Annotated in this window: 20 protein-coding genes; 13 read left to right on the top strand and 7 right to left on the bottom strand. The window is 72.8% G+C overall.

Features of this window, described 5'->3' with window-relative positions; all coding sequences use genetic code 11:
- Positions 1 to 104 precede the first annotated feature (104 nt).
- The 4 genes from FB157_RS17820 to FB157_RS17835 all read left to right on the top strand — a co-directional run bounded on the left by FB157_RS17820 (position 105) and on the right by FB157_RS17835 (position 5,098).
- Positions 105 to 947: a nitrilase-related carbon-nitrogen hydrolase gene (locus FB157_RS17820; protein ID WP_145880828.1), complete on the top strand. Its 843-nt coding sequence runs from the start codon at positions 105 to 107 to the stop codon at positions 945 to 947.
- A gap of 31 nt (positions 948 to 978) precedes the next feature.
- Positions 979 to 2,382: a dihydropyrimidinase gene (gene hydA, locus FB157_RS17825; protein WP_145880830.1), complete on the top strand. Its 1,404-nt coding sequence runs from the start codon at positions 979 to 981 to the stop codon at positions 2,380 to 2,382.
- Positions 2,383 to 2,394: 12 nt separating this feature from the next.
- Entirely contained in the window at positions 2,395 to 3,414 is a 1,020-nt protein-coding gene (locus FB157_RS17830; RefSeq protein ID WP_145880832.1) for a TIGR03842 family LLM class F420-dependent oxidoreductase, read from the top strand.
- A gap of 148 nt (positions 3,415 to 3,562) precedes the next feature.
- On the top strand, positions 3,563 to 5,098 hold the full coding sequence (locus FB157_RS17835; RefSeq protein ID WP_145880834.1) for an NCS1 family nucleobase:cation symporter-1: 1,536 nt from the start codon (positions 3,563 to 3,565) through the stop codon (positions 5,096 to 5,098).
- Between the two features lie 115 nt (positions 5,099 to 5,213).
- On the opposite strand, the gene FB157_RS17840 is transcribed toward FB157_RS17835, so the two are convergent.
- Together FB157_RS17840 and FB157_RS17845 are read right to left on the bottom strand one after the other, a co-directional pair.
- The gene (locus FB157_RS17840; protein ID WP_145880836.1) at positions 5,214 to 5,870 is read right to left on the bottom strand and encodes a hypothetical protein; all 657 of its coding nucleotides are present in this window, start codon (positions 5,868 to 5,870) and stop codon (positions 5,214 to 5,216) included.
- Complete coding sequence (locus FB157_RS17845; RefSeq protein ID WP_261386360.1) at positions 5,867 to 6,184, bottom strand: hypothetical protein; 318 nt, start codon at positions 6,182 to 6,184, stop codon at positions 5,867 to 5,869. The genes FB157_RS17840 and FB157_RS17845 overlap by 4 nt, the downstream gene beginning before the upstream one ends.
- Positions 6,185 to 6,457: 273 nt before the next feature.
- Between FB157_RS17845 and FB157_RS17850 the strand changes: the two genes are divergently transcribed.
- From FB157_RS17850 to FB157_RS17860, 3 genes are read left to right on the top strand one after another with little or no spacing between them, the layout of a single operon-like run.
- Positions 6,458 to 10,150: a CHAT domain-containing protein gene (locus FB157_RS17850; RefSeq protein ID WP_145880840.1), complete on the top strand. Its 3,693-nt coding sequence runs from the start codon at positions 6,458 to 6,460 to the stop codon at positions 10,148 to 10,150.
- Positions 10,147 to 10,812, top strand: a complete 666-nt coding sequence (locus tag FB157_RS17855) for a hypothetical protein (protein WP_145880841.1) — start codon at positions 10,147 to 10,149, stop codon at positions 10,810 to 10,812. Before FB157_RS17850 ends, FB157_RS17855 begins: the two co-directional genes overlap by 4 nt.
- Positions 10,812 to 11,465 (top strand): RES family NAD+ phosphorylase, encoded by a 654-nt coding sequence (locus FB157_RS17860; protein WP_145880843.1) that lies wholly within the window; start codon positions 10,812 to 10,814, stop codon positions 11,463 to 11,465. The genes FB157_RS17855 and FB157_RS17860 overlap by 1 nt, the downstream gene beginning before the upstream one ends.
- A 104-nt stretch (positions 11,466 to 11,569) precedes the next feature.
- On the opposite strand, the gene FB157_RS17865 is transcribed toward FB157_RS17860, so the two are convergent.
- Genes FB157_RS17865 through FB157_RS17875 form a run of 3 tightly spaced genes read right to left on the bottom strand, consistent with a single transcriptional unit; the run spans position 11,570 to position 14,641 of the window.
- Positions 11,570 to 13,198 (bottom strand): hypothetical protein, encoded by a 1,629-nt coding sequence (locus FB157_RS17865; RefSeq protein ID WP_145880845.1) that lies wholly within the window; start codon positions 13,196 to 13,198, stop codon positions 11,570 to 11,572.
- A complete protein-coding gene (locus tag FB157_RS17870; RefSeq protein ID WP_145880848.1) occupies positions 13,173 to 13,937 on the bottom strand; it encodes a hypothetical protein in 765 nt (254 codons plus the stop codon). The genes FB157_RS17865 and FB157_RS17870 overlap by 26 nt, the downstream gene beginning before the upstream one ends.
- A 41-nt stretch (positions 13,938 to 13,978) precedes the next feature.
- Positions 13,979 to 14,641, bottom strand: a complete 663-nt coding sequence (locus tag FB157_RS17875; protein ID WP_145880849.1) for a hypothetical protein — start codon at positions 14,639 to 14,641, stop codon at positions 13,979 to 13,981.
- Positions 14,642 to 14,926: 285 nt separating this feature from the next.
- On the opposite strand from FB157_RS17875, the gene FB157_RS17880 reads away from it, so the two are divergent.
- Entirely contained in the window at positions 14,927 to 15,598 is a 672-nt protein-coding gene (locus tag FB157_RS17880; RefSeq protein ID WP_186581559.1) for a 4Fe-4S single cluster domain-containing protein, read from the top strand.
- On the opposite strand, the gene FB157_RS17885 is transcribed toward FB157_RS17880, so the two are convergent.
- Complete coding sequence (locus FB157_RS17885; protein WP_261386361.1) at positions 15,573 to 16,769, bottom strand: macro domain-containing protein; 1,197 nt, start codon at positions 16,767 to 16,769, stop codon at positions 15,573 to 15,575. The genes FB157_RS17880 and FB157_RS17885 overlap by 26 nt on opposite strands.
- Positions 16,770 to 16,939: 170 nt before the next feature.
- Here FB157_RS17885 and FB157_RS17890 point away from each other — a divergent pair, with 170 nt between their 5' ends.
- Genes FB157_RS17890 through FB157_RS48480 form a run of 4 tightly spaced genes read left to right on the top strand, consistent with a single transcriptional unit; the run spans position 16,940 to position 23,794 of the window.
- On the top strand, positions 16,940 to 19,585 hold the full coding sequence (locus FB157_RS17890) for a protein kinase domain-containing protein (protein WP_145880855.1): 2,646 nt from the start codon (positions 16,940 to 16,942) through the stop codon (positions 19,583 to 19,585).
- Positions 19,582 to 21,192 carry a hypothetical protein gene (locus tag FB157_RS17895; RefSeq protein WP_145880857.1) on the top strand — a complete coding sequence of 537 codons (1,611 nt, stop codon included), beginning with the start codon at positions 19,582 to 19,584 and terminating at the stop codon, positions 21,190 to 21,192. The genes FB157_RS17890 and FB157_RS17895 overlap by 4 nt, the downstream gene beginning before the upstream one ends.
- A 60-nt stretch (positions 21,193 to 21,252) precedes the next feature.
- Positions 21,253 to 23,247, top strand: a complete 1,995-nt coding sequence (locus FB157_RS17900) for an AAA family ATPase (RefSeq protein ID WP_145880859.1) — start codon at positions 21,253 to 21,255, stop codon at positions 23,245 to 23,247.
- The gene (locus FB157_RS48480; protein WP_261386362.1) at positions 23,240 to 23,794 is read left to right on the top strand and encodes an FHA domain-containing protein; all 555 of its coding nucleotides are present in this window, start codon (positions 23,240 to 23,242) and stop codon (positions 23,792 to 23,794) included. The genes FB157_RS17900 and FB157_RS48480 overlap by 8 nt, the downstream gene beginning before the upstream one ends.
- Positions 23,795 to 23,823: 29 nt before the next feature.
- Here FB157_RS48480 and FB157_RS17910 read toward each other — a convergent pair whose 3' ends face one another.
- Positions 23,824 to 24,318, bottom strand: a complete 495-nt coding sequence (locus FB157_RS17910; protein ID WP_186581556.1) for a DUF3515 family protein — start codon at positions 24,316 to 24,318, stop codon at positions 23,824 to 23,826.
- A gap of 83 nt (positions 24,319 to 24,401) precedes the next feature.
- Between FB157_RS17910 and FB157_RS17915 the strand changes: the two genes are divergently transcribed.
- The gene (locus FB157_RS17915) at positions 24,402 to 24,971 is read left to right on the top strand and encodes a TlpA disulfide reductase family protein (protein ID WP_145880863.1); all 570 of its coding nucleotides are present in this window, start codon (positions 24,402 to 24,404) and stop codon (positions 24,969 to 24,971) included.
- The last annotated feature ends 2 nt before the right edge of the window (positions 24,972 to 24,973 follow it).

The raw sequence follows: 24,973 nt of genomic DNA on the forward strand, positions 1-24,973 counted from the left end.
TGACACGGTGGCACGCCGACCGCCCGCAGACGTGACACGCTGCCACTCAAAGGCTCCCTCGCGGCTTTCTAGGCTCACCGGACACCGAGCTACCGGAGGTCCCGATGAGCCGAGTGATCCGTGCCGCCCTGTTCCAGACGGCCTGGACCGGCGACAAGGAATCGATGATCCAGGTCCACGAGCAGGCGGCCCGCGACGCGGCCGCGCAGGGCGCCCAGGTGCTGTGCTTCCAGGAGCTGTTCTACGGCCCCTACTTCTGCCAGGTCCAGGACAAGGCGTTCTACGAGTACGCCGAGCAGATCCCGGACGGCCCCACCGTCAAGCGCTTCCAGGCGCTCGCGAAGGAGCTGGGCATCGTCCTCGTGCTGCCGATGTACGAGGAGGAGCAGCCCGGGGTCCTGTACAACACCGCGGCCGTGATCGACGCGGACGGCTCCTACCTGGGCAAGTACCGCAAGACCCACATCCCCCAAGTCCAGGGATTCTGGGAGAAGTTCTACTTCCGGCCCGGCAACAGCGGCTGGCCCGTCTTCGACACGGCCGTCGGCAGGATCGGCGTGTACATCTGCTACGACCGCCACTTCCCGGAGGGCTGGCGGGCGTTGGGTCTCGCCGGTGCCGAGATCGTCTTCAACCCGTCGGCCACCTCGCGCGGTCTGTCCCGCTACCTGTGGCAGCTGGAGCAGCCGGCGGCGGCCGTCGCCAACGAGTACTTCGTGGGCGCGATCAACCGGGTCGGCGTGGAGGACCTGGGCGACAACGACTTCTACGGCACGACCTACTTCGTGGACCCGGAGGCCCAGTTCGTCGGCGAGGTGGCGAGCGACAAGGAGACCGAACTCGTCGTACGCGACCTGGACCTGGCCAAGCTGCGCGAGGTCCGCGACCGCTGGCAGTTCTACCGCGACCGGGCCCCGGGGGCGTACACGCCGCTGACCGCACCCTGACCACACCGTCCACCCTGGCAGGAGAGGGACCATGAGCAGCCGTACCGTCATCCGCGGTGGTCTCGTCATCACCGCGTCCGACGAGATCCACGCCGACGTGCTGGTCGAGGACGGCCGCATCGCCGCCCTCGCCGCCTCCGGCACCCCCGCCGCCGAGGCGTTCACCGCAGAGCGGGCGATCGACGCCACCGGGAAGTACGTCATCCCGGGCGGCGTCGACGCCCACACCCACATGGAGCTGCCGTTCGGCGGCACCTTCGCCTCCGACACCTTCGAGACCGGCACCCGTGCCGCGGCCTGGGGCGGGACGACCACGATCGTCGACTTCGCGGTGCAGAGCGTCGGCCGCTCCCTGCGCGAGGGCCTGGACGCCTGGCACGCCAAGGCCGAGGGCAACTGCGCGATCGACTACGCCTTCCACATGATCGTCTCCGATGTGAACGACGAGACGCTCAAGGAGATGGACCTGCTGGTCGAGGAGGGGGTGACCAGCTTCAAGCAGTTCATGGCCTATCCGGGCGTCTTCTACTCCGACGACGGCCAGATCCTGCGCGCCATGCAGCGCTCCGCCGACAACGGCGGCCTGATCATGATGCACGCCGAGAACGGCATCGCGATCGACGTCCTCGTCGAACAGGCCCTGGCACGGGGCGAGACCGACCCGCGGTACCACGGCGAGGTGCGCAAGGCCCTTCTGGAGGCCGAGGCCACCCACCGCGCCATCCGGCTCGCGCAGGTCGCCGGGGCACCCCTGTACGTCGTGCACGTCTCGGCCATGGAGGCGGTCGCCGAGCTGGCGCGGGCCCGGGACGAGGGGTTGAACGTGTTCGGCGAGACCTGTCCGCAGTACCTGTTCCTGTCCACCGACAACCTCGCCGAGCCCGGCTTCGAGGGCGCCAAGTACGTCTGCAGCACGCCCCTGCGGCCCAGGGAGCACCAGGCCAAGCTCTGGCAGGGCCTGCGCACCAACGACCTCCAGGTGGTCTCCACCGATCACTGCCCCTTCTGCTTCGTGGGCCAGAAGGAGTTGGGCCGCGGCGACTTCTCCAAGATCCCCAACGGTCTGCCCGGTGTCGAGAACCGCATGGACCTGCTGCACCAGGCCGTCGTCGACGGGCACATCTCCCGCCGCCGCTGGATCGAGATCGCCTGCGCCACCCCGGCCCGTATGTTCGGCATGTACCCGAAGAAGGGCACCATCGCCCCGGGCGCCGACGCCGACATCGTCATCTACGACCCGCACGCCGAGCAGGTCATGTCCGCCCAGACGCACCACATGAACGTCGACTACTCGGCGTACGAGGGCAGGCGGACGACCGGCCGGGTCGAGACCGTGCTCTCGCGCGGCGAACCCGTCATCACCGAGCGGGAGTACACCGGACACGCCGGGCACGGCGTCTACACCCCGCGCTCCACCTGTCAGTACCTCAACTAGGAGTGGCGCACCATGGACTTCGGACTCGTCCTGCAGACAGACCCGCCGGCCTCCCGTGTCGTCAGCCTGATGAAGCGGGCCGAGCGCAACGGCTTCTCGTACGGCTGGACCTTCGACTCCGCCGTGCTGTGGCAGGAGCCGTTCGTGATCTACAGCCAGATCCTCGCCAACACCGCGAAGCTGACGGTCGGCCCGATGGTCACCAACCCGGGCACCCGCACCTGGGAGGTCACCGCCTCCACCTTCGCCACTCTCAACGACATGTTCGGCAACCGCACCGTCTGCGGCATCGGCCGCGGCGACTCGGCGATGCGCGTCGCCGGCCGCAAGCCCAACACCCTGGCCCGGATCAGCGAGGCCATGAAGGTCATCAGGGCCCTCGGCCGCGGGGACGAGGCCGACCTCGGCGGTACGGTCGTCAGGTTCCCGTGGATCAGGCCGGGCGCCGAACTCCCCGTGTGGATGGCCGCGTACGGACCCAAGGCGCTCAAGATGACCGGCGAGGAGGCCGACGGGTTCATCCTCCAGCTCTCCGACCTGTACCTGACCGAGTACATGGTGAAGGCCGTGAAGGACGCGGCCGTCGCCGCCGGCCGTGATCCCTCCGAGGTGACGATCTGCGTGGCCGCCCCCGCGTACGTCACCGCGGACGACTCTCCCGAGGCGCTCGCCCACGCGCGCGACCAGTGCCGTTGGTTCGGCGGCATGGTCGGCAACCACGTGGCCGACCTGGTCGCCAAGTACGGCGAGCACTCCGGCCAGGTCCCCGACGAACTCACCGACTACATCAAGGCCCGCGAGGGATACGACTACTCCCACCACGGGCGCAGCGACAACCCGGACACCGAGTTCGTGCCCGACGAGATCGTCGACCGGTTCTGCGTCATCGGGCCGGCCGAGAAGCACATCGAGAAACTCACCGCACTGCGCGAGCTCGGCGTCGACCAGTTCGCGGTGTACGACATGCACGACGCCCAGGAAGCCACCATCGACGCCTACGGCGCGACGGTGATCCCGGCCGTCAACGCCTGACCGCAGCACACCGGTTGATCTCCCCCTTCCCGCCGTCCCGGGAAGGGGGCCAGGGCGCTTTCCCCTCACCTGAGGTCCGGGCGCACCCCCCTCGGAGCCACCCGCACGGCCTTTCCCCGTCCCACCCCTCTGTTCGATTGGCCTGCCCATGACCGACACCGCTCCCACGGCCATACCGCCGACCGCTCAAGTCACCCGCGCCGACGGCCGGGTGGAGATCGCCCCCGGTTCGCCGCAGCCCAGCGGCCCCTACGCCAACGAGGACCTGCTCCCCGTCCCCGTGGCGAAGCGCACCTGGACGACGTACAACTTCTCCGCGCTGTGGGTCGGCATGGCCCACAACACGGCCTCCTGGACCCTCGCGTCCGGGCTGATCGCGGTGGGCATGGACTGGAAGCAGGCCGTCTTCACCATCGCCCTCGCCAACCTGATCGTCCTCGTCCCGATGCTGCTCACCGGGCACGCGGGACCCAAGTACGGCATCCCCTTCCCGGTCTTCGCCCGCGCCTCCTTCGGGGTGCGCGGCGCCAACCTCCCCGCCGTAGTGCGGGCGTTGGTGGCCTGCGGCTGGTTCGGCATCCAGACCTGGATCGGCGGCGAGGCCATCTACTTCCTGGCCGGCAAGCTGATCGGCGACAGCTGGGCGAACGCCTCGCACGTCGGCGGCTACGCCTGGACCATGTGGCTGTCGTTCGCCATCTTCTGGGCGATCCAGGTCGCCATCATCCACCGGGGCATGGAGACCATCCGCCGCTTCGAGAACTGGGCCGCGCCCTTCGTGCTCGTCGGCGCGTTCGTGATGCTGTGGTGGATGAGCAGCAAGGCCGGCGGTGTCGGGCCGCTGTTCGACCAGCCCTCCCGGCTGGGCTGGGGCGGCGAGTTCTGGAAGCTGTTCTGGCCGTCACTCATGGGAATGATCGGCTTCTGGTCCACGCTGAGCCTGAACATCCCCGACTTCACCCGCTACGGCAAGAGCCAGAAGGCCCAGACCTGGGGGCAGGCCCTCGGTCTGCCGACCACGATGACCCTCTTCGCCTTCCTCTCCGTGCTCGTCACCTCCGGCTCGCAGGCGGTCTACGGCAAGCCGGTCTGGGACCCGGTCCAGCTCGCCGCCAAGACGGACAACGTGGTCGGCCTGCTCTACGCCCTGGTCACCGTGCTGGTGGCGACCCTCTCCGTGAACATCGCGGCCAACCTGGTCTCCCCGGCCTTCGACTTCTCCAACGTCGCGCCCCGCAGGATCAGTTTCCGCACCGGCGCACTGATCACCTCGGTCCTCGCCGTGCTGATCTTCCCGTGGAAGCTGTACTCCGACCCGCAGGGCTACATCTTCACCTGGCTCGGCCTGGTCGGCGGACTGCTCGGCACGGTCGCGGGCATCCTCGTCGCCGACTACTGGATCCTGCGCCGCACCCGTCTCGCCCTCGCCGACCTGTACCGCGCTGGCGGCCGCTACTGGTACACCGGCGGGTGGAACTGGCGGGCCGTGGTCGCCTTCGTGGCCGGCGGCGTCCTCGCGATCGGCGGCGCGGACTTCCACCCGCTGATCGACGGCCGTCCGGTCCCGGCGCTGGGGTCCCTCGCCGACTACGGCTGGGCGGTGGGCCTCGGCACCTCGCTCGTGCTGTACCTGGCGCTGACGCTGCTGACCGGGCGGCGTGAGGAGGCGGCGGAGGCCGCCTGAGCGAGGGCCCGTTCCGGCGCCCGGCGTGCCGGGTGCTGTCGGCGGTGGGGCGTACCACCGGGAGGCAACGACTCCTGCCGTGGTGCGCCCTGCCCCGCCCCCCCCGTGCCCCCGGTCATTCGGCGGACGAGCCTGCGGGGCAGATGCCGACCGCGGCCACGGCCTCGGCCTGGGCGAGCCGGACCGTGATCTCACCGGTGTCCGTCTTCACGAGCAGCCGTCCGGCGGCCGTGCGCACCGGCTCGCCGCACACGTCCCCGGACGGGGTGCGGACCAGGATCCGGGGGCCGTCCTTCTCCGGGCCGTACCAGGTCAGCGCCACCCCCGTGACGAGCATCGCACCGCAGGCGATGGTGAGTACGACCCCATGTGCGAGGGCCCGTACCGTGCGGCGGGTCTCCATGTGGTCGCCCAGGTGCAGCGCGGTGGCCGCGGCGGGAACGCCGGCGGGCAGCCGGACACCGGTGGGTGACCCGTGCGCCGCCCGGAGCAGCAGCAGCGCGCCGAGCGTGCCGAACACCAGGCACAGCAGCAGCGCGCCGCCCACCAGGGCGTCGTACGGGGAGGCCAGTTTCCCCACGTCGGTACGGCCCTTGATCAGGCCGAAGCTGAGCAGCCCGACGAACAGGGCCGCGAGCCCGTTGCGCCACGCGAGCGCCGCCTCCCGGGCGCGGGCCAGCTCATCGGCGAGCAACTCCCTGGTCAGCCGCCCCGCCCGGCGGTCGGCGGGGGTCGCGGGAGGGCCGGGCCTCACCTGCCACCCCGGTGTCATGCGCGCTCCATGAGAACGTTCCAGTAGGCGCCGCACCCCTTCTCCTCGGGCGGACGTCCAGGGTGTTCGGACCGGCACTCGCAGAGCACCGGGACGTGCGTCGGCCGGGGTGACCGGCGTGGGGAGCGGAAGACCCGGTCGGTGTGCGTGTAGCTGAACGTGCAGCCGCAGCGCGGACATCGGCCGTGCAGCACGGCCACTCCGTCGTCCGCGGCCTCGACCCGCAGGCCGGTCGTGTAGCGCGCCGCGTAGTCGTCCCGCGTCGTCTCCACGTACGGTTCGAGGGCGCCGGGCGCCGTTGCGGAGTCCGTCACCGCATCCCTCCTTCCCGGAGCCTTCCCGGACGTACGCGACCTCTCGTCGCAACGAGGCACCCAGCATGGCGACTTCCTCCGTCCGGCGCCACGGCCGTGGTCGGGTACGCCCCGAACACGCCCGCCCGGGAGGCTCATCGGCCCCCGACTCGGCACGGATCGGGCGGAATCCGTCCGGGAACCGGGCGTTGTCCGGCAGGATGCCGAGGAGGCGCGCGACAACCGGCCGCCGGACCGGGGGAACGGGCACCATGACGGCGGAGGGGATGACGCATGAGTGATGCCGGGGACGTACCAGCCGCCGACCGCGCCGCCGCCGTGCTCGGACGCACGGCCGGGATCTCGGTCCCGCTGGACCCGGACGAGTACGAGGGGACACGAGGGCCGGAGCTCGGTGCACTGGTCGAAGAACTGGAGTTCCTGCAACACGAGTTGACATACAGTCAGGACTGTGCGGCGACGTCGGCGCTGGTGGAGGCACGTCTTGGGAGATGCCTCGCCGTGAGGTTCGGCCTGGAGGGCGCCCCCGCCGACCGGGAGCGGGCGGTGCGCCTGCTGGACGGGGCTCGTACGTCGGCCCTGCTCGGCCACGAGGACCGGGAGGCCGCGCGCCGGGACCTGGTGTGCCTGCTCGGCTCGCGACTGGTGCGGCTGAACCGTGAGACCTCGCCCGGATCCCGGAGTCAGTGGACCATCGACCAGCTGACGTCCATGCTCGCGGTCGGAACCCCCCTCACACAGGGCGGTTCGGGCATGGTGGAGGACACCGGTCTGCTCGTACGGCTGCTGCTCGAACGCGAGCAGGAGGGCATGACACCCGCAGACCGGGACAACCTGCGGGGTCTGGGCGCGTTGACCGACGCGCTGCTGAAGGGCGACACCGACGCGGTCGTCGGCGGGGCCCGGCACCTCCTCGCCACCATGCCGGGCATGGCACTGCCGCCGCCGCTCGCCGCCCTGATGCCGTCGATGTTGTCCATGCTCGAGGACGCCCTCGGCGAGGTCCCGGACGCGGTCCCCACGGGCGCCGTGCCGGCCGACGACCCGGACGACGCACGGGACGTCCAGCACGTCCGGACCCAGCTCCTCGCCCTGACCGAGGTGATGTCACCCGGAACCATCGCGCCGCACGAACTGCCCAGGCTGCTGGCCGAACTGTCCGGAGAGCGGGACTCCGCGACGGGGGAGGAGGGCGGCGCACCCCTGCCGTCCAGGATGATCGCCGCCCTCTTCCACGGCGCCCTCGCCGCCCGCACCGGGGACCTGGAGGGGTTCCGGGAAGCGTTCCGGCTGATGCACGAGGCGCATGCCAAGGGGGAACTCGACAGCCGCGTGCACGCCGAATGGCTCCGCACCGTGGTACCCGGACTGCTCCTCGCGGCCGCCCTCACCGGCGGCAGCCTGCAGGACGAGGACATGGCCCGGGCCCTGCTCGAGGCGCAGCAGTGGGACGACGACCCCGCGAGCGGCATCGCCGCCTCGCTGCGCCTGTGCGGGGAGACCGTCCGGCTCAACGAGAAGCTGATGTCCGCCCTGGACAGCGGCGACGACGCGGCCGTGGAGGACGTCATCGACGCGCTGTGCGAACTGGAGCTGGACGAGACCTACGACGACGCCGAGGAATGGACCGGCGCCCTGCTCGGCTTCGTGCTCGGCAGCGCCTATCTGGGCCGCGTCGTGCTCGCCCCGTCGGCGCACGACAGGACGGACCACCTGCGCGCGGCCGCACACCACCTGCGGCGGGCCGTGGAGACGTCGGTGGACATGCCCGCCCTGCGCGGCGTCCTCGACAGCACCTGGGCTCCGCTGATCACACTGACGGCGATCGCCGAGTCGGACCCCAGCCGTATCGCCGAGGGCGTGCGGCGCACCAGGAAGGCCCTGGAGAGCCCCGGATTCACCCCCGACTGGCGGCCCAGGTCGCGCAGCGGCATCGCCATCGCCCTGGACACCCTGCACATACTCACCGGAGACCCCGAACCGCTCGACGAGGCGATCGCGGAGCTGGAACAGGCCCTGACGGAACTGCCCGACGGCACGCCCAGCGGCGCCCGCCTCACCTGGGACCAGGCCGTGCTCCGCGCCAAGCGCGCCACCCTCCGGGCGGGCACGCCCGACGCCGACGACGAGCTGCGTGCCGCCGTCGGCCTCGCCCGCACCTCGCTGAGGCTCGCCGCCGACGACGTACTCCTCCAGCAGGGTGTCCGCCGCGGCCTGCGCATCGCGCGCGCGGCAGCCGACCGGGGCCGCAGCGCGGCCTTCTGGGCGCTGCGCGCCGGGCTCACCGAGGAGGCGATCGCGTGTCTGGAGGCGGGCCGTTCCCTGGTGCTCGGCGCGGCGGCCGTCTCGGCGGGCATCGCCGACCGTCTGGCAGCCCTCGGCGAGACCGGACTGGCCGAGCGCTGGCGCAGCGCCGCCGCCGACCGCTCCTGGGACCGGACCGAGGACCGCTCCCTCCTGGAGCTGGCGGCCGCGGCGGGCACGGGCACCGGCCTCCCCGGTGACCTGCGGGACCGCTCCCCGCTGGAGGTGCTGGCCGAAGCGGGCGCCGGCGCCCCCGATCTCCCCGGCGATCTGCGGCGCCGCTCCCTGGACGTGCTGCGCGGGCAGGACGACGCCGACGTACAGCCCGTGCTCGCCTCCGTGGGCGATCTGCGCGCCGGACTGGGGGAGACGGGAGCGGACGCGCTGCTGTACCTGGTCCCCGGCGTCGACGGCCCGGACGGTGCCGTCCTGCTCGTCACCCGCGACGGCCCCGTCGAGGCGCTGCCCCTGCCCGGCCTCGCCCCGGCCGGCCGCGGACCCGTGGCGGAGTACCTGGAGGCCGGTGCGCACCGGCAGCGTCTGGAGGCCGCCGCCCTCGACAGCCACGACACCGTCAACCCGAGGGACATCCGGCGCGCCGAGCGGCGCTGGCTCGGCGCCCTGGACCGGATGTGCGAGTGGGCCGGCGGCGTACTCGGCCCCGCACTGGACCACCTCGGCGTCTGGGACCGCGCCCTGGGCGAGGCCGGCTTCCTCGGCACCTCGGACGCAGCCGGCCACCGGGCCGTACGGCTGGTCCTGGTGCCCTGCGGCGAACTCGGCGTCGTGCCCTGGCAGGCGGCCGTCCTGCGCCCGCCCGCCTCCCACGGCGTGCCGCGCGCGGTGCGGGCCTGCGAGGTCGCCGTCCTCACGCACGCCGCGTCCGGCAGGGAGTTCCTGCGCGCCGCGGCCCGAAGGCGCATGCAGCCCGCCGACCGGCCGGCCCTGGTGTTCCACGGGACGGACGACCTGGAGTGGGCCGAGGACGAGATCGAGACGCTGGCCGAGGTCCACTACCCGCGGGCCGTGATCCACCGCCCCGACGACGACCCCGCCACCCCGGAGACGGTGCTGGCCCTGCTCGGCGGCCGGGCAGCCCTCCCCGCCTCCCTGGTGCACATCGCCTGCCACGGGCTCGCGGGTCCCGACCCGACCCGGTCGGCCCTCCAACTGGCCGCGCCGGCCGAGGCCGCCTCCGGTGGGGCCCTCACGCTGAGCACCCTGCTGGAGACACCCGCCGAGGGCGACGCCTTCCGGTCGGCCGGGCCGCTGGTCGTCTGTGGCGGCTGCGAGACGGACCTCACCACCCGCGACCACGACGAGGCCCTGACCGTCACCTCGGTCATGGTGCACCGGCTCGCCGCCGACGCCGTCGGCTCCCGGTGGAAGGTCGACGACATGCGGTCCGAGGTGCTCATGCTCGTCCTGCACGACGCGCTCGCCCGGGGACTCGCCCCGCCGGACGCGCTGCGCGCCGCCCAGCGCTGGATGCTCACGCCGCCCGACGAGCGGCCGGCCGTCCGCGGGCTGGGGGGCGTCTCCGCCCGCCGCCTCGCGGAGGACCTCCGGGACCGGCCCGACACCTGGGCGGCCTTCGTCCACCACGGCAACCCCGCACCGGCGGCGCGTTCCGCCCGGCCCGAGGAAGGAGAACGCGTATGACGTCGGAGGAGCTGCTCAGGCTCCTGGAGAGTCACTGGACCACCGTCATCACCGGGCTCGACGACGACGACCTGGAACTGCTCTCCCGCACCTTGCGCGAGATGAAGCAGGAGGCCGCCGCCGGGAACCCGCCGGGTGTCGCGCGCGCCGTACGACGGCTGCGGCGGACATTGTCCGCGCTGCCGCCCGACCACCCGGTGTCCGAAGCGCTCGGCGGCCACCGCTACGCCTCCGGCACCCACGAACTGCCCAGCCTCACCACGATCGACGCGGTGATCGGCGTGCTCGGCACCCCGCCGCCCGACCCCGGTGAACTGCTGCGGACGGCCCGCCGGCGGCTCCTTGCCGCACCGGCGCTGACCGAGGACGAACACGCCGCGCTGCACGGCGGTGCGGACACACCCGCCGGTCTGATCAGACTCCGCGACCCGGACCGCGGATTCCGCTATCCGCGCTTCCAGTTCAGGGCCGGCACGACCGTACCGCTGCCCGTCGTCCGCCGGATCAACGAACTCCTCCGGGCGGACCGGGACCCCTGGGGAGCCGCCGACTGGTGGCTGGGCGGCAACCGGTGGCTGGGGGGAGTCCCCGCGGACCTGCTCGGCGTCCTGCCCGACGAGGAGCTGGAACGCGCCGCCGCCGAACTCGTGGGGGCGCTCTGATGGTGGGTCAGCTTCCGCCCCGGGGCGTCGTGATGAAGCCGGTGGTCACCGTGGTGCCGGCGGGTACCCTCGTGTGGCGGTGCCATGACGAGGAGTACGCGGCCGGCGAGTTCAACCCGAGGGTCGCGCACGAGTTCTTCAAGGGCAGCCGCTTCGACCCCACCGAGAAGGATCCGTACCCCTACCTCTACGCGGCCCTGGACCCGGTCACCGCGCTGTCCGAAGTACTGCTGAGGTCGGTCGAGTTCAGCGACGGCAGCGGGGTGCGGCAGATTCCGTGGGCGCAGGCGTCCCGGTACGCCCTCTCGGCCGTCCGCACCACGGCCGACCTCACCCTGGTGGACCTCACGACCGCCGAGGGGCTGGCCGCCGTCTGGCAGGACGGCTGGCTGATCGACACCGACGAGTACGCGGGCACCCGCTACTGGGTCCGGGTGATCCGGGAACACAGCAGCGAGGTGCAGGGCCTGTGGTGGACGTCCAAGCGCTGCAGGCCGCGCCCGGCGTTCCTGCTGTTCCAGGACCGCTGCCCGGACCGCCCGCTCGACCCGCGCCCGCAGGAGCGCCTCCGGCTGGCGTCGACGGACGACGTGCGCAAGGTCAACAGGCTGCTGGCACCGCTGCACGCGGTCATCTCCGTCCCGGAGGAGTGAGCGGACACCGAGACGGCAGGTGACGCAACGCCGAGGCCCCGACCCGGATCAGCGGGTCGGGGCCTCGGCGTGACCGGCGCACCGGGCCGGCGTCGAGCGGCCGTTCAGCGGTCCCGGGCCGGTTCACGGCGGGCCGCCGACGGCAGCAGCGGCCAGTTCCGGGACAGGCGCATCGCCGACTCCGTCACGGCGGGATCCTTCGACGCCGTCATGACCCCGTCCAGATACGAGTAGGCGGCGGCCTCGTACAACTGGCGGGCCGAGTCCATCCGCTCCCGCGCGGCCTCGCGGCGGGCCAGCTGCCGGTCCTCGGCCGTCTCCTGGGCGGCCCGCGCCCGCTCGGTTGCGGCGATGCTGTCCTCGTGCCGTCGCAGCAGCCTCGCACGCCGCTCCACCGCCGTGCGGAAGGCGTCGAGGAAGGGGTGTTCCCGGAACAGGCCGAGCATGAATCCGACACCGCCCGAGAGCAGGAGCAGCGCGCAGAACAGCCAGGTCACCGTCTGCGTCGACAGGTGCAGTCGGTCCACCAGGGTCGTGGTGTCGCCGGCCGAGGCGCCGAGCCCGCTGAAGCCGTCGGCCCCGGCGGCAGGGGCCGGGCTGTCGTGCTGGGTCACGAACTTGGCGCGGAGCAGGCCCAGCGCCCAGGTCAGACCGCCCCACACACCGAGCAGCCCGACAGCCGGCAGCCACCCGCGGCGCGGCGATCCCGTCGCCGCCCGCCACCGCAGCATGAGCCCCGACAGGTGCGGCAGGATCAGCATGATGACGGCGGACGAGATCGCCAGCCCGCCGGACATGAAGTCCCCGCCCGTGCTGCCGACCCCGTGGAACGGCTGGTACGCGACCCAGTAGATCGGCACCTCGACGGCCATGATCACGACGAGCAGGGCCCAGGTCATCCACCGGGGCAGACCGGGGCGGGTCTGCAGCCCCTCCCAGCCGTAGCTCGACGCTGTGTCGCGGGTCTCGGCGCGCGCGGCACGGTACACGTCCCGCATCGCCGCGGAGGCCGTCCCGTCCGGAGCGGCACCGGTCGTGGACACCGACTGCCAGTCGTCGCCGCCCTGATCGGCCGCCGCGTCATTGCCGGCCGCCGGCTGATCCGGTTCCTCCTCCCGCAGGCCGGGTTCTGCCGCACCCCGGGAACCGGGAGCCCGTGGCTCGGCCGCCTCCGGGAAGCGGGCCTGGAGCCAGCGTTCCTCCACCCGCTCGCGCAGACTGTCCCGGAAGCGGAGCCAGCGGGCCGAACGGACCGCGAGCAGATCGAGCTGACGGCGGGCCGTCTCGATCTCCTGCTGGGTCTCGCGCAGGCGCTCGACCAGGATCCTGGTCTCGGCCTCACCGGCCGTCACCTCGGAGCCCGACCGGGCGTCCAGGAGGCGTGCCTCCTCCTCCTGGAGGTTCAGCTCCTCCTCGATCCGGTGGACCACGGCTTCCCGCACGGACGCCAGTTCCGCGAAGTACGGCACCCGGTCGCCGCTGTTGAGCACCCACGGGTCCAGCGTCCTGCGCCGGGCGGCCTTCTGGCCCTTGCTGCGGGCGTCCCGCAGGAGTGCGCGCTGGCCCCGGTCGTCGATGACCAGGGGCAGCCGGCCGGTGCGCCTGCCGTCCGCGGCGGGCCCGGGCCGGGTGCCGGTGCCCGGCTGCGCGGTCCGGCCCGTGAACGGCAGATAGCGGGCGATCCGCCGCCGACGCGGTTGCGGCTCGTCAGCGCTTGTACTTGTTGTCGACATGTGCCTTGGCCCTCCCCTCCAGTGCCTCGGTCCAGAAGGACGCGAAGTCGTCGGCCTCGCTGGGCTTCGCCTTGTACTGCATGCCGAGTCCGACGGGGAAGACGTCCATCCCCTTGATGCCGGGCAGGCCGCGCTTGTTGACGAGCGAGTCGATGACCTTGTCGCGCGCGGCCTTGGTGGAGATGTCCTGCCGCGACAGATGGAACTCCGGGTCGGCCTGGTCGAAGTCGCTCACGACGAGCAGCTTCGGCGCCGGACCGTCGGTGGGGACGGACTCCCCGATGCGGGTCAGCGCCCCCCACACGTCCGAACCGTTCTGCGTGCGCGCGCACTTGAGCTCGGCGAGGGCCGCGACCGCGGCACTGCGCTGGGCGTTGGCGCGCTGGACCTTCTGATCGGTGGTCGCGTCGTGCGGCGGGTCGAGGTCCACCTCGTCCTGCCGGCAGGACGAGCTGCGCGAGGAACGGGTGATGGGGGCGAAGTCGAGGGTTCCGCACTTCTGGTCGGAGAGGAACCCGATGAGGCTGTCCTTCAGCTTGGCCTCCGAGTCGAATCCCTCCTTCACCGCGGCGGCCGACCCCGAACCGTCGACGACCAGCCCGCAGGGCGTGGTGAGGGCTTCCTCCTGCCTGCTGCAGGACACGAGGGCGCCGAGCGCACACACCAGCGGGACGAAGACGGCGAGCCGACGGGCGGCGCGGACGGTGGACCGACGACCGGTCCGGGCCGAGTGCTGCACGATGATGGTCCTTGGCCTTCCTGGAAGACGATGAGCGGTGATCACCTGCGGATGCCGTTCGAGGCATCGCCGTGGCGCGCCGGGCCCGAACGGCCGCGCGCGGACTGGTGGTCGAGAATGTGCAACGCCTGTGCGACCGCCGAGGGGTCGGCGTCGCGCCCCGGTGTCTGCGGGCCGTACCAGCGGTCGCTCAGCAGTCCGTCGTCGAGGCGTGCCCAGGTGCCGTCCAGGGTGATCTCCCCGGGCAGCCATCCGGTGGGCCGCTGCCCGCCGACCTGGTCGCCCTTCCGGGCGCGGGCCCAGGCGGCGTCCCAGTAGCAGGCGAGCAACTGGTTGGCCTCATCGGCGAGTTGCTGGGCCTGTGCGCGGCAGACGGAGGCGGCCGAGCGCCACTCCCCGACCCACTCTCCGTACCGGGCGAGCGCGGCCGGAGTCGGCTCCGTGCGCTCGGTGTACTGGGTCACCACCCGCACCGACTCGCTCTGGATGCGGACGTGCAACGCCCGGTGCGACTTCAGCGTGCGGGACCGGAGCCGCGCGGTGCTGTGCCGCACCTGTGCGCGCAGGCCCAGGACGTAGGGCGGCAGGTTGTCGTCGGAAGGTGCGCTTCCGGCAAAAGCGTTGGCCAGTAATTCCTGCAGACCGTCCGCGTCCCGACGGCCGTGGAACCGGGCGCGTACCGAAGAGAGGTACCCGGCTCTCAACCGTCGGACCCGGACACCTATTCGACCTTTGCTGATCATTTCGAAAGATCCCCCATTCCTCGCGCGCGGTCCGGGTGGGAAGGCGCCGCGATGGGGGAGAGAGTAGCGGAGCAAAACCCACGGAGGGATGGGGATTTCAAGGAAATCGATCACTCTCTTCGGGAGTTCCGGAAAACAACCGGATCTCGCCCGGCGGACAGCCGGATGAGGGCCTTTCCGGCAATTGCGGGCGCACATCGGCGCACTGGATACTCCAAGCCGGTGCGAGGAGGAGATGCCGTGGAAATGCGCCTCGACGGGACCCACTACCCGTTGGAAACGCTGGGCCCGGGAAGGAGGCTCGGCGTCTGGTTCCAGGGCTGCTCGCTGGCCTGCGCAGGATGCATGTCCCGGCACACCTGGGACTCGGAGGCCGGGACGCTCACCACGGTCTCCGAGGTGCTCGCGCTGTGGCAGGAGGCCCTCGCCGACGGGGCGGACGGCCTCACGCTCAGCGGCGGCGAGCCCCTGCAGCAGGCGGCGGCGCTCGCGGAACTCCTGGCCGGCGCGGCGCACCTGAGGGACGAGGCCCGGCGGCACGTGGGGAGCGCCGGGCCCCGTTCCCCCGACCTGCTGGTGTACACGGGGTACGAGCACGAGGAGCTGACGCCGGAGCGGCGCCGGGCCCTCGTCGGCGCGGACGCCGTGATCACCGGCCGGTTCCGGGTCGCGGAGCCCACCCGGCTGGTCTGGCGCGGCTCGGCGAACCAGCGGATCATCGCCCTGACACCGCTCGGCGCCGCCCGCTACGCCCCGTACCTGGCCGCGGAGTCGGCCGGACCGCGCCTGCAGGTCGGCGCCGGCGACGACCGGGAGCTGCGGCTCTACGGAGTGCCGCTGCGCGGGGAACTCGCCGAGATGGAACGCATGCTCAGGCAGGCCGGGGTGGCCTTCACCGAGCGGAGCTGGCGGCCATGAGCATACGGGCGTGGCTCTCCTCGGGCGTGACCACCAGCACCGACCAGGAGGGGTCCCGGCGCAGCTCCTGCCTGACCGCGCCGAGCAGTCCGCGTGCCGCGGTCTCGACGGACAGGCCGCCCCGGCCGGTGCCCATCAGCGGAAAGCAGATCGAGGACATCGGCAGCGACAGGAAGTCGGCCTCGCGGCGCGCCAGTTCGAAGGACGCCCGCACCGCCTCGGCCAGCACGGCGGGTGTCACGTGGTAGCGCTCGCCGTCGCCGACCGGGGCCGCGATCGCCGCGTGATGGATACGCCGTACCCCCTGCGCGGCCAGCGCGCCGGAGGACGTGGCCACGACCGTGCCCGGCCGCACCGGCACGCCCGACCGGCCGTGCGTCCGCAGCCACACACCCAGTTCGCGGGCGAGGACGTCGTCCACGATCTCGCCCGAGGCGTCCCGCAGCGCGGCTGCCCGCCGCAGCGCCCCGGACACCGTGGAGCGGAAGGTCTTGGACATCTCCAGGAACGTGTTCTCCGAGGAGACCAGGATGTCCACGTCCCGCACCAGCTCGATCGGGCACACCCGGACCGTGATCCGGCCCGCCGGTGCGGCGGCTCCCGGCCGGGCGCCCGGGTGAGGGGGACGCTGGGGCGGGACACCGGTGGCGGCCGGTGTCGCGTGCGCCGGGGGTGTCGTCGGCGGGATCAGCAGCTCCTGCGGGCCGCCCGCCCAGGGGTCGCCGGCCCGCGGGCCGGCCGTCTCCCGTACGCACGCCTCCCGGGCCACGGCCAGGACCGCCTCCGCGAGTTCGGCGACGACGTCGCGCTCCTGGCTCTTGCGGAAGCGCTCGGTGGTCACCCCGTAGACACCCGCCGCGGCCTTGCGCCGGTCGGTGCCGGGGACCCCGCGGCGGGCGGGGAAGATCCCGAAGGTGTGGGCGGCCGCGCGGGCCAGCGGATCACAGGAGTCGTCGTCCCGCACGGGGTGCCCACCGGCCAGCCGGCGCACCGCCGCCCCCAGCAGGTCCTCGATGCCGCTCTGTTCGTCCTGTTCCCCGGTGCACAGACCGGCCGCGGCGGCCGCCTGTCGCAGCGAGTCCCTGGCGCAGTGGCGCAGCCCCGGCAGACCGCGACGCCTCAGTTCCCGAAGTTCGTCTACGAGACTTTCGTGCGAGGGCAACGGGTGCATGATGCACATCGTAGTCCCGGCGGGTTAATCGCTGAAGATCCGGGAAACTCCCCGTCGCACGAAGGGATTTCGGATATCTTCATCGTCCCGCGACTTGCGCATCGGGCCGAATCGTTCTGCGCCGTGCCCCCGTGGCGCACCCAGCGCGTTTCCCGGAAGGTCGGAAGTCGATGAGCACGCCGCCCACCCGAGTCGTCCCCGTCGAGGACGGAGGGTTCGCCCATGCCCGGGCCGTGGAGACACGTCCGGTCCTCTCCGACGTGCCCCCTGAACTGGCGGACAGGTTCCTGCTCGTAGCCGTGCTGTCCGGCGCGCGGCGGCCCGCCGAGGCCGTGGTGCTGAGGGTGCGTGACCTGACGGGCCGTCACGGAGCGGACGAGATACCCCTGGTCCTCAAGTGGTACCACCGGCTGCACGCCCCCGGGCCGGACGTCGAGCTGGCGCTCGGGGAACTCGGTGAGCAACACGCTCCCCACCTGGAACGGCTCCTGGAGACCGGCGAGGCGCACGGACACCCCTGGCACCTGTACTGGTCGCACGGCGAGGAGACCCTCGAGAGGTACCACGCCGACCACCCCGAGGGGTTGCGCCCCGAGGTCGTGAAGAGCTTGGTGAACCAGCTGTACGACGCCGTCACCGCCCTGCACGAACGGGGCGTCGTCCACCGGGACGTCACCCCCGACAACATCATGGTGCAGACCCGCCGCGCCGACACGGCCGATCTCGTCCTCATCGACTTCGGCGCCGCCGTCCACCGGCCCGAGGAGGCCGAGGAGCCCCGCACCGACTGGCGTGGCAAACCCCTCTATCTCGCGCCGGAGGCAGGGCTGTTGCGGCAGACCGTCTCCGAGGCCGGCGACTGGTGGTCGCTCGGCATGGTGATCGCCCAACTGGCCCTCGGCAGACACCCCATCGACTTCCGCCGTGACGAGGAGGTGCTGGCGGAGATCGCCACGCACGACCCCGACCTCCGTGACATCGGGCACCGAAGGACCCGCCGGCTCTGCGAGGGCCTGCTCACCAGGGCGCCCGAGCAACGCTGGCACGCCCGGCAGGTGCGGGACTGGCTGGACGGGAACGACCCCGACGTCGCCCCGCGCACCGACGAGCGTGTCTTCGGCGACGACACGCCGCGCCCCGTGATCCGGCCCTTCCCCTTCATGGGACAGGAGTTCACCGGGACCGACAGGCTGGCCCTCCATCTGGACCAGAACCCCGTCTCCGCGGAACGCATGCTGGCCGCCGACGACGACCGGGCCCGACTCGTCGACTGGCTGGGCCAGTTCGAGACCGTCGGCGACCGCAGCCCCGAGGAGCTGAGCCGACTCGCCGCCCTGCGGGCCGAACTGGCGCAACCGCCGTCCGTCGCCGCTCTGGTACAGCTCCTGAACTGGCTCGGTCCGGGCCTCGACGTCTCCTGGCACGGGGCGGACCTGGACGTGCGGAGCATGCGCCTGCTGTGCCAGGGGGCCAGGGACGGGAACGCCGACGCCGTGGCCCTGATCCGGTACCTCGCGGAGCAGCCCGCCGTCCTGACCGGTCTCGCCCAGCGGCCGGGCGGCCGCGGACTGGACGAGACCGACCGCACCTGGCGCGCCCTGCGCGCCCGGTGGGAGCCCACGGTCCGGGAGCTCTTGCGGGGTCACGAGACCGGCAGGGTCCGCGGAGCCCGGGCGGCCCTGCGGCAGACCGTGGCCGTGGACGCCTGGCTGCTGCAGCTGGCGCGCGAACCGGAACGCACCGGGAGCCGGCTCACCGACGCGGTGCTGCGCAGGCGCGCACAGTTCCCTGAGCGGGTTCCCTGGTTCGACGCACTGCTCGACGCCCAGGGGGACGACCTGCGCCTGCTCGCCGCCCACCTCCTCTGCGGCCACGCGGAGACCGCGGCGCAAGAGCTCAGGCAGCGGCGCGTCGTCCAGGAGACCGAGCGGATGCTCGCGGTGGACCAGGACGGGCTCCTCGCCGTACTGCGGCGGCTGGACCGGCTGCCCACCCTGGGCTGGGCCCTGCTCGGCGCCACGCTGGTCACGGCCCCCTGGACCTTCGTCATCGGCCTGGCCGACGTGCTGGGCCGCGCCTCCCAGGACGCGGTCGTGACGGCCTGGCTGGAGGCACTGCCCGCGGCAGCGTTCGTCTTCGCGGTGGAGCTGTGGACCGCCGTGTACATCGGCCCGCCCTTCTACCACCCGGAAAGATCGCTGGCAGGCCTCCTGATCCGCAACGCGGAGCGCCCCGGCCGGATGGCGCGCACCCGGGCCGGCCGCTTCATCACGGCGGCGCTGCTGATGCTCGCCGTCTTCCTGGGCTTCTACGCGATCGCCCGCGCCCCCTGGGTGTGGCCGCTCGCCTCGGCCGTCGCCGTCGCCGTGTGGAGCGTGCGCCGCTGCCTGGCCTGGCGGCGTCTGCGGCGGCCGCGCGACCCCGAGTCCGAGTGGAGCCTGCGCCGTCTCCTGGCCTGGTGGCGCGGGCGTCATGAGCGTCGCAGGCTGCGGGCGGGCGAGCGGCCGCCCTGGTGGAGTCCGCGCCGTCTCCTGCTCCGGTGGCGCGGGCGTCATGAGCGTCGCAGGCTGCGGGAGGCCGAGCGGCCGCGCGACCCGCGGCCCGAGTGGAATCTGCGGCCTCTTCTGGTCTGGTGGTGGCGCGGGCGCCACGAGCGCCGCAGATGGCGGGCGGGCGACCGGAGGTCCCGGTGGAACCCGCTCCGATTCGTGGACCGGTGGCGCAGGTTCCGTGAGCACCGGGCACGGCGGGCGGGCGGTCCGCGGTCCGCGACGACAGCCGAGACGAAGTCCGAAAGGACAGGAGGACAGGCATGAGTTCGGGTCTCGCCTTCCCGACGGTGAGCGCGGTGGCACCCGCCGTGACCTTCCCGCCGCCCCCGCCGCCCGTCGACCCCCAGGCGCTGCCGCACACCGGCATGCTCCACCTGGACCACGCGGCCGGTCACATCTCCTCCCATGTCGCCGACGCGGCCGGGCACGCGGTGCATCAGGCCGCCGACGCGGCGCTGCAGGTCCTCGGCTCGCTCAGCGGCGTCCTGCTCGCCGGCCGGGCCGCCCTGCTCACCACCCGTGTCCTCGCCGCCGCTGCGGTACGGGCCGCGGAGGAGCAGCGCTGCCTGGAGCGCCAGCAGGAGCTGGCCGCGACGGCCGCCGAGCAGTGGCAGGCCGCCGCGTTCGCCGCCGTCCGGATCAACGCCCGCAGGCGCGCCCTGCTGGCGCGGGTGGCCCGGGCCACGGCCGCGGGCGGCCCGGCCGGAGCGCCGCCGCGCCCCGACCTGCCACCGCCCCTGGAGCCTGTCGGCGAGCGGCTGTGCGACCTGCGGCAGGAACTGGCCCGCGGCGAGGAGGCCGTGCGCCGCGCGGAGGAACGGCACGCGGAGTGGGAGCAGCAGCGGCTCGGCGCGGAACTGCGGCTGGACGACGAGGACGACGCCTGGCAGCGCGCCCTGCGCGAGAGCCGGCAGCGGGCACTGCTGCGGTTCTCCGAGCAGCGCACCGCCGAGGCCGAAGGACGAGAGAGCGTCCGGCCGGCCCCCGGCCGGCTCCCGCAGCCCGGCCCGGACGCGGAGGAGGTCCGCCGCGCCGGTGCGGAGATCCTCGGCGGGCTGGACCCGTACGCCGTCTCCGAGGCCGCCGAACTCGCCGCGGGGGCCGTCCGGCACGCCGTGCGCCGCGCGGCCGAAGACCCCCGCCGGGCGCGCATCCACCTCAACGAGGCACGCAAGTACGTCCGCGACGCCAACAAGGACGCCCGCACGACCCGGGAGGCCCAGGAACGCGCCGCGCTGCACTACGACTTCCTCGTCTACGAGTCCCCGGAGGGCGCCGAGGACCTCGCCCCGGCACCGGAGGCCGTGGAGCTGCTGCGGCGGACCCTGGAGGAGGGCGTCCCGCTGAGCCGGGACGAACTGGACCGGGTCGAACGCGCCGTGGACGAGCGACGCTGTGCGCTGGAGGCCATCTACGTCCGGGAGCAGTGCGCAGGCGCCGTCGCGGAACTGGCCAGGAGGTTCGGCGGGCGCACCGAGGCCGGCCGGCCCGAGGGGCAGGAGATCCGCCTCGACTGGACGCCGGACGGGTGGGAGCCCGATCACTGGCTCAGGGCGACCCTGGTCGGCGGCGCGCTGAGCGTGGCGACCATGTACCGCGGCGCCCCGGGGGAGCGGACACCCGAGCAGCGTGCCCTCGACGACTCCCGCTGTGCGGAGACCCACAAGCGGCTCGCCGAGTTCCAGCAGATCACCCAGGGGCTGGGACTGGGCCTCGAGTTCGAGGTACGGACCGATGGAGCGCTGCCGGGCGTGCTGGGGGAGGGCGCCGTGACGCTCGACGAGCTGCGCGGACAGGACACCGGCCGGCCGGCGGACGTGCCCCGGCAAGCCCCACGACACCGGACCGTCGACGGCGACGAACGCCGCTGAGACCACCACTGAGCACCATGCCGGCACGCGGCCCGCGTCCGCGTGCAACGGGGAGGAACGATGGACCTGTCCAAGGAAGACCGGCTCCCGCCCTTCGTGGAGGAGCTGATCGGAACACTCGGCGTGCACGCGCAGTACGTCCTGCACGGCAACATCCGTGACCTGCACCTGGTGAACCGGCGCGGCCGGGACCGGTTCCACCCGCTGCTCGACGTGCTGTGGAACCCGCTGCGGGAGGTCGGCTACCAGGCGCTGGTGCTCTGCGACCAGGTGGGCGGATTCCATGTGGCGGCGGCCGCTGACGGCGACACGCACGCGGCCCTCGAGGAACTGCTGCAGGGACCGCGCGAGTTCCCCGGCCAGACCGCGGCACAACGCCAGGCGGTGCTGGACCAGCTGCGGAACCTCACCACCGGGTGGGCGGAGCAGCGCGAGGAGATGATGCGGGACGGACGCCGGCTGCGGCCGCTGCGGGTGGCACTGGTCGTCGACCACGCCTCGCGTCTGGTCACCGACCCGTCCCGGCTGACCACCGACGAACGGGACTTCTTTCTCGCCTGCCTCAAACTCGCCCACGAGGCAAAGCCCTTGGAACCCTGGACCGGCACCCCCGTCGTCCCCGGCGAACCGGGCCGGTTCAACCCGGTGATCTGGCTCGCCGACGGGGAGCGGGACATACCCGGATGGCTGGTCTCCGGCAGTGAACGGATCCGGGCCGTCGCCGTACCGGAGCCGGACGCGGACGAGCGCACGACGATGGCCCGCCTCCTGCGCGAGCGCTACGAACGCTACGGCGGAAAGGGATCAGGCGGCGGTCCGAACTCGCCCTCCGGCGCTGACGCGGAGGAGACCGCGCGCTCCGTCGGCGCCTTCGCCCGGGCGGCCACCGGCATGAGTCTGCGGGCCATGGAGGAGAGCGTGAAGCTCGCCCGCTCCCGCGGCATGCCGTTCGCCGCCATGCCCGACGCGGTACGGATCTACCGGCTCGGTGTGGAGAAGAACCCCTGGAGCCGGGGCGAGATCCGCCGGCGCATCCTCCGCGGGGAGGACCCCGGCAACGAACGGTCCATCCCCCGCCGGGTGCTGGGGCAGGAAGCGGCCGTGGCGATGACCCTGGACATCCTCAAGCGGGCCGCGCTGGGACTCTCCGGGGCGCAGGCGACCAACCCGGGACACCGGCCGCGCGGTGTGCTGTTCTTCGCCGGCCCGACCGGAACCGGCAAGACGGAACTGGCGAAAGCCGTGGCCTCCGTCCTCTTCGACAGCGACCAGGCGTATCTGCGCTTCGACATGAGCGAGTTCTCGGCCGCCCACTCCGCCGACCGGCTCGTGGGCGCGCCGCCCGGATACGTCGGCTACGAGGCGGGCGGCGAACTGACCTCCGCCGTAAGGGAGAACCCCTTCCGCGTCATCCTCTTCGACGAGATCGAGAAGGCCGACAAGGGCATCCTCGACAAGTTCCTGCAGGTACTGGAGGACGGCCGGCTCACCGACGGACAGGGGGTCACCACCTACTTCAGCGAGTGCGTGCTCATCTTCACCTCCAACCTGGGTGTCCAGCGCACGGACCCGGACACCCAGGAACGCAAGTGGATCGTCAAACCGGGCACGCCGTACAAGGAGTTGGAGACTACGGTCAAGGACAACGTCAAGAAGCACTTCGAACAGGTCATCGGCCGGCCGGAGCTGATGAACCGGATCGGCGGCAACGTCGTCGTCTTCGACTTCATCTCCGACGCGATCGCCGAGCGGATCTTCGATCTGCAGGTCGGCAACATCCAGCGCCAGCTGGCCCATGGACACCGGCTCGCCCTGGAGATCGAGGACAGCGCCCGGCGCGAGCTGCTGGCCCACTGCACCCGGGACAAGTGGAACGGCGGCCGTGGCATCGGCATGGTGCTGGAGACGCATCTCATCAACCCGCTCGCCCGGGAGCTGTTCGCGGCGCCCGAGCTCGGGCCGGGCACCACGGTCGTGGTGACGGACGTACGGGAGACGGAGAGCGGACGGGTGGACACGACGGTCGTGCTGAAGAAGGGGGACAGCGATGTCTGACGTGCAGGACTGGGACGACGACGAGGACGGGTGGGACTCCGTACTGCCCATCCCCGGCCCTGCACGCCCGCGCACGCCCCGGCCGTCCGTCGGTCACCGCTGCGAGCGGTGCTCCGCGGTCGTCCCCGCCGGTGTGTCCGCGTGTCCCGGATGTCTCACCCCGGTCGGATCGGCCCCGCCGGATGTCCGGATCCCGGGGGGCGCGGTACGGCTGGTCTTCCGCGGCGGCGGCCGGTATCTCGACGTGCAGCGCGGCTCGGAGATCAGGCTGGGGCGCAGCCACGACTGGGCTCCCGAGGCGTCCGAGCTGCTGGCCGACGAGGACACGGTCTCGGCCCGGCACGCGACCCTCCTGCACGCCCCGGACGGGGCGGCCTGGCTGACCGAGGTCTCGCGGGGCGCCACCAACGGCACCCGCGTCAACGACCGTGTCCTGGTGCCGGGTTCACCGGTCCGCCTGCGCGCCGGCGACCGGGTCGAACTCGGGCCCGGGGTCGAGTTCGTCGTCCAGGGGATCGCGGAGCAGTCCGGGGAGGCGGCGTCCTAGCCGCCGTCGGCCCGGGGCCGACGGGCGCGTCAGTGGCCCTGGGAGTCCAGGCAGTGCGAGCGCTGCGTGATGGGGGCGACGGCCTCGGACAGGTCGGTCAGCACCGAGTCGACGGCCCGCACCCCGGGCGAGATGGTCACCTCCACGGCGGGGGTGCGGCCGTAGGAGACGAGGACCTTCTTCCCCGACTGCCGGGACCGCGCGAGTTCGAGCAGCCAGTCCACGCCGTTCACGCTCATGCACGGGTCGGGCGACGGGCCGGGTGAGACCAGCCCGCACCGGGCCGTTACGGCGCCACCGCCCCAGGCCTCGGCGCCGGTCACCGCCACTCGCTCGCGGTCGTGACCGTCCAGCCGCCCGGGCCAGCGCCCGGCCAGGCCCGCACACGCAGGCCCGGACGCCCGCTCGGCCGCGCGCAGCCCGTAGTGCCCATCGCCGCCGCTCTGCCCGGCCCGCCATCCCCAGCCGCCCGCGGCCACCAGGACCGCCAGCGCCCCGGCCCCGACCGCGTACCGCACCCTCACTACAGCCCCCGTGTGTCGTGGTTCCGGCGACAGCCGGTGATCGGTCCCCTCGGAACCTACCGCACCCCCAAGGTCCGTCACTGATGGGACGGTTGAGATACTCCTTCCTCGTGAAGACGCGACCGTTGCTGTGGACCGCAGCCTGCCTGCTGCTGGCCTCCTGCCATGCCGGCATGGCCACCGCCGACCCCTCCGAGGCAAAGAGCGGGCCCGTGCCCGCCGACCGCCGGGCGGCCGCGCCCGACCTCGCAGGCGACAGCCTGGACGGCAAGCCCCTGCGTCTGTCCGACTACCGCGGCAAGGTCGTGGTGATCAACGCGTGGGCCTCCTGGTGCGGCCCCTGCCGGGCCGAGGCACCCGAACTCGACGCGGCACAGAAACACCTCGCCGCCGAGGGAGTTCAGGTGCTCGGGCTGAACACCGACACGGAGCCCGTCAACGGCCGGTCCTTCCAGCACGACCACCACCTGACCTACCCCAGCTTCAGCGACCCCTCCGGCCGCAAGGTGCTGACGTTCCCCAGGGGTTCGGTGCCGCAGGGGGTGCCCTTCACGGTCGTCGTCGACGCCCGCGGCAGGATGGCGAACGTCCACACCGGGCCCGTCACCGAACGCGACGTGCGCGACCTGGTACGGCCGCTCGTACGGTCCTGAAG

Source organism: Streptomyces sp. BK340 (assembly GCF_007827595.1).
GTDB lineage: Bacteria > Actinomycetota > Actinomycetes > Streptomycetales > Streptomycetaceae > Streptomyces.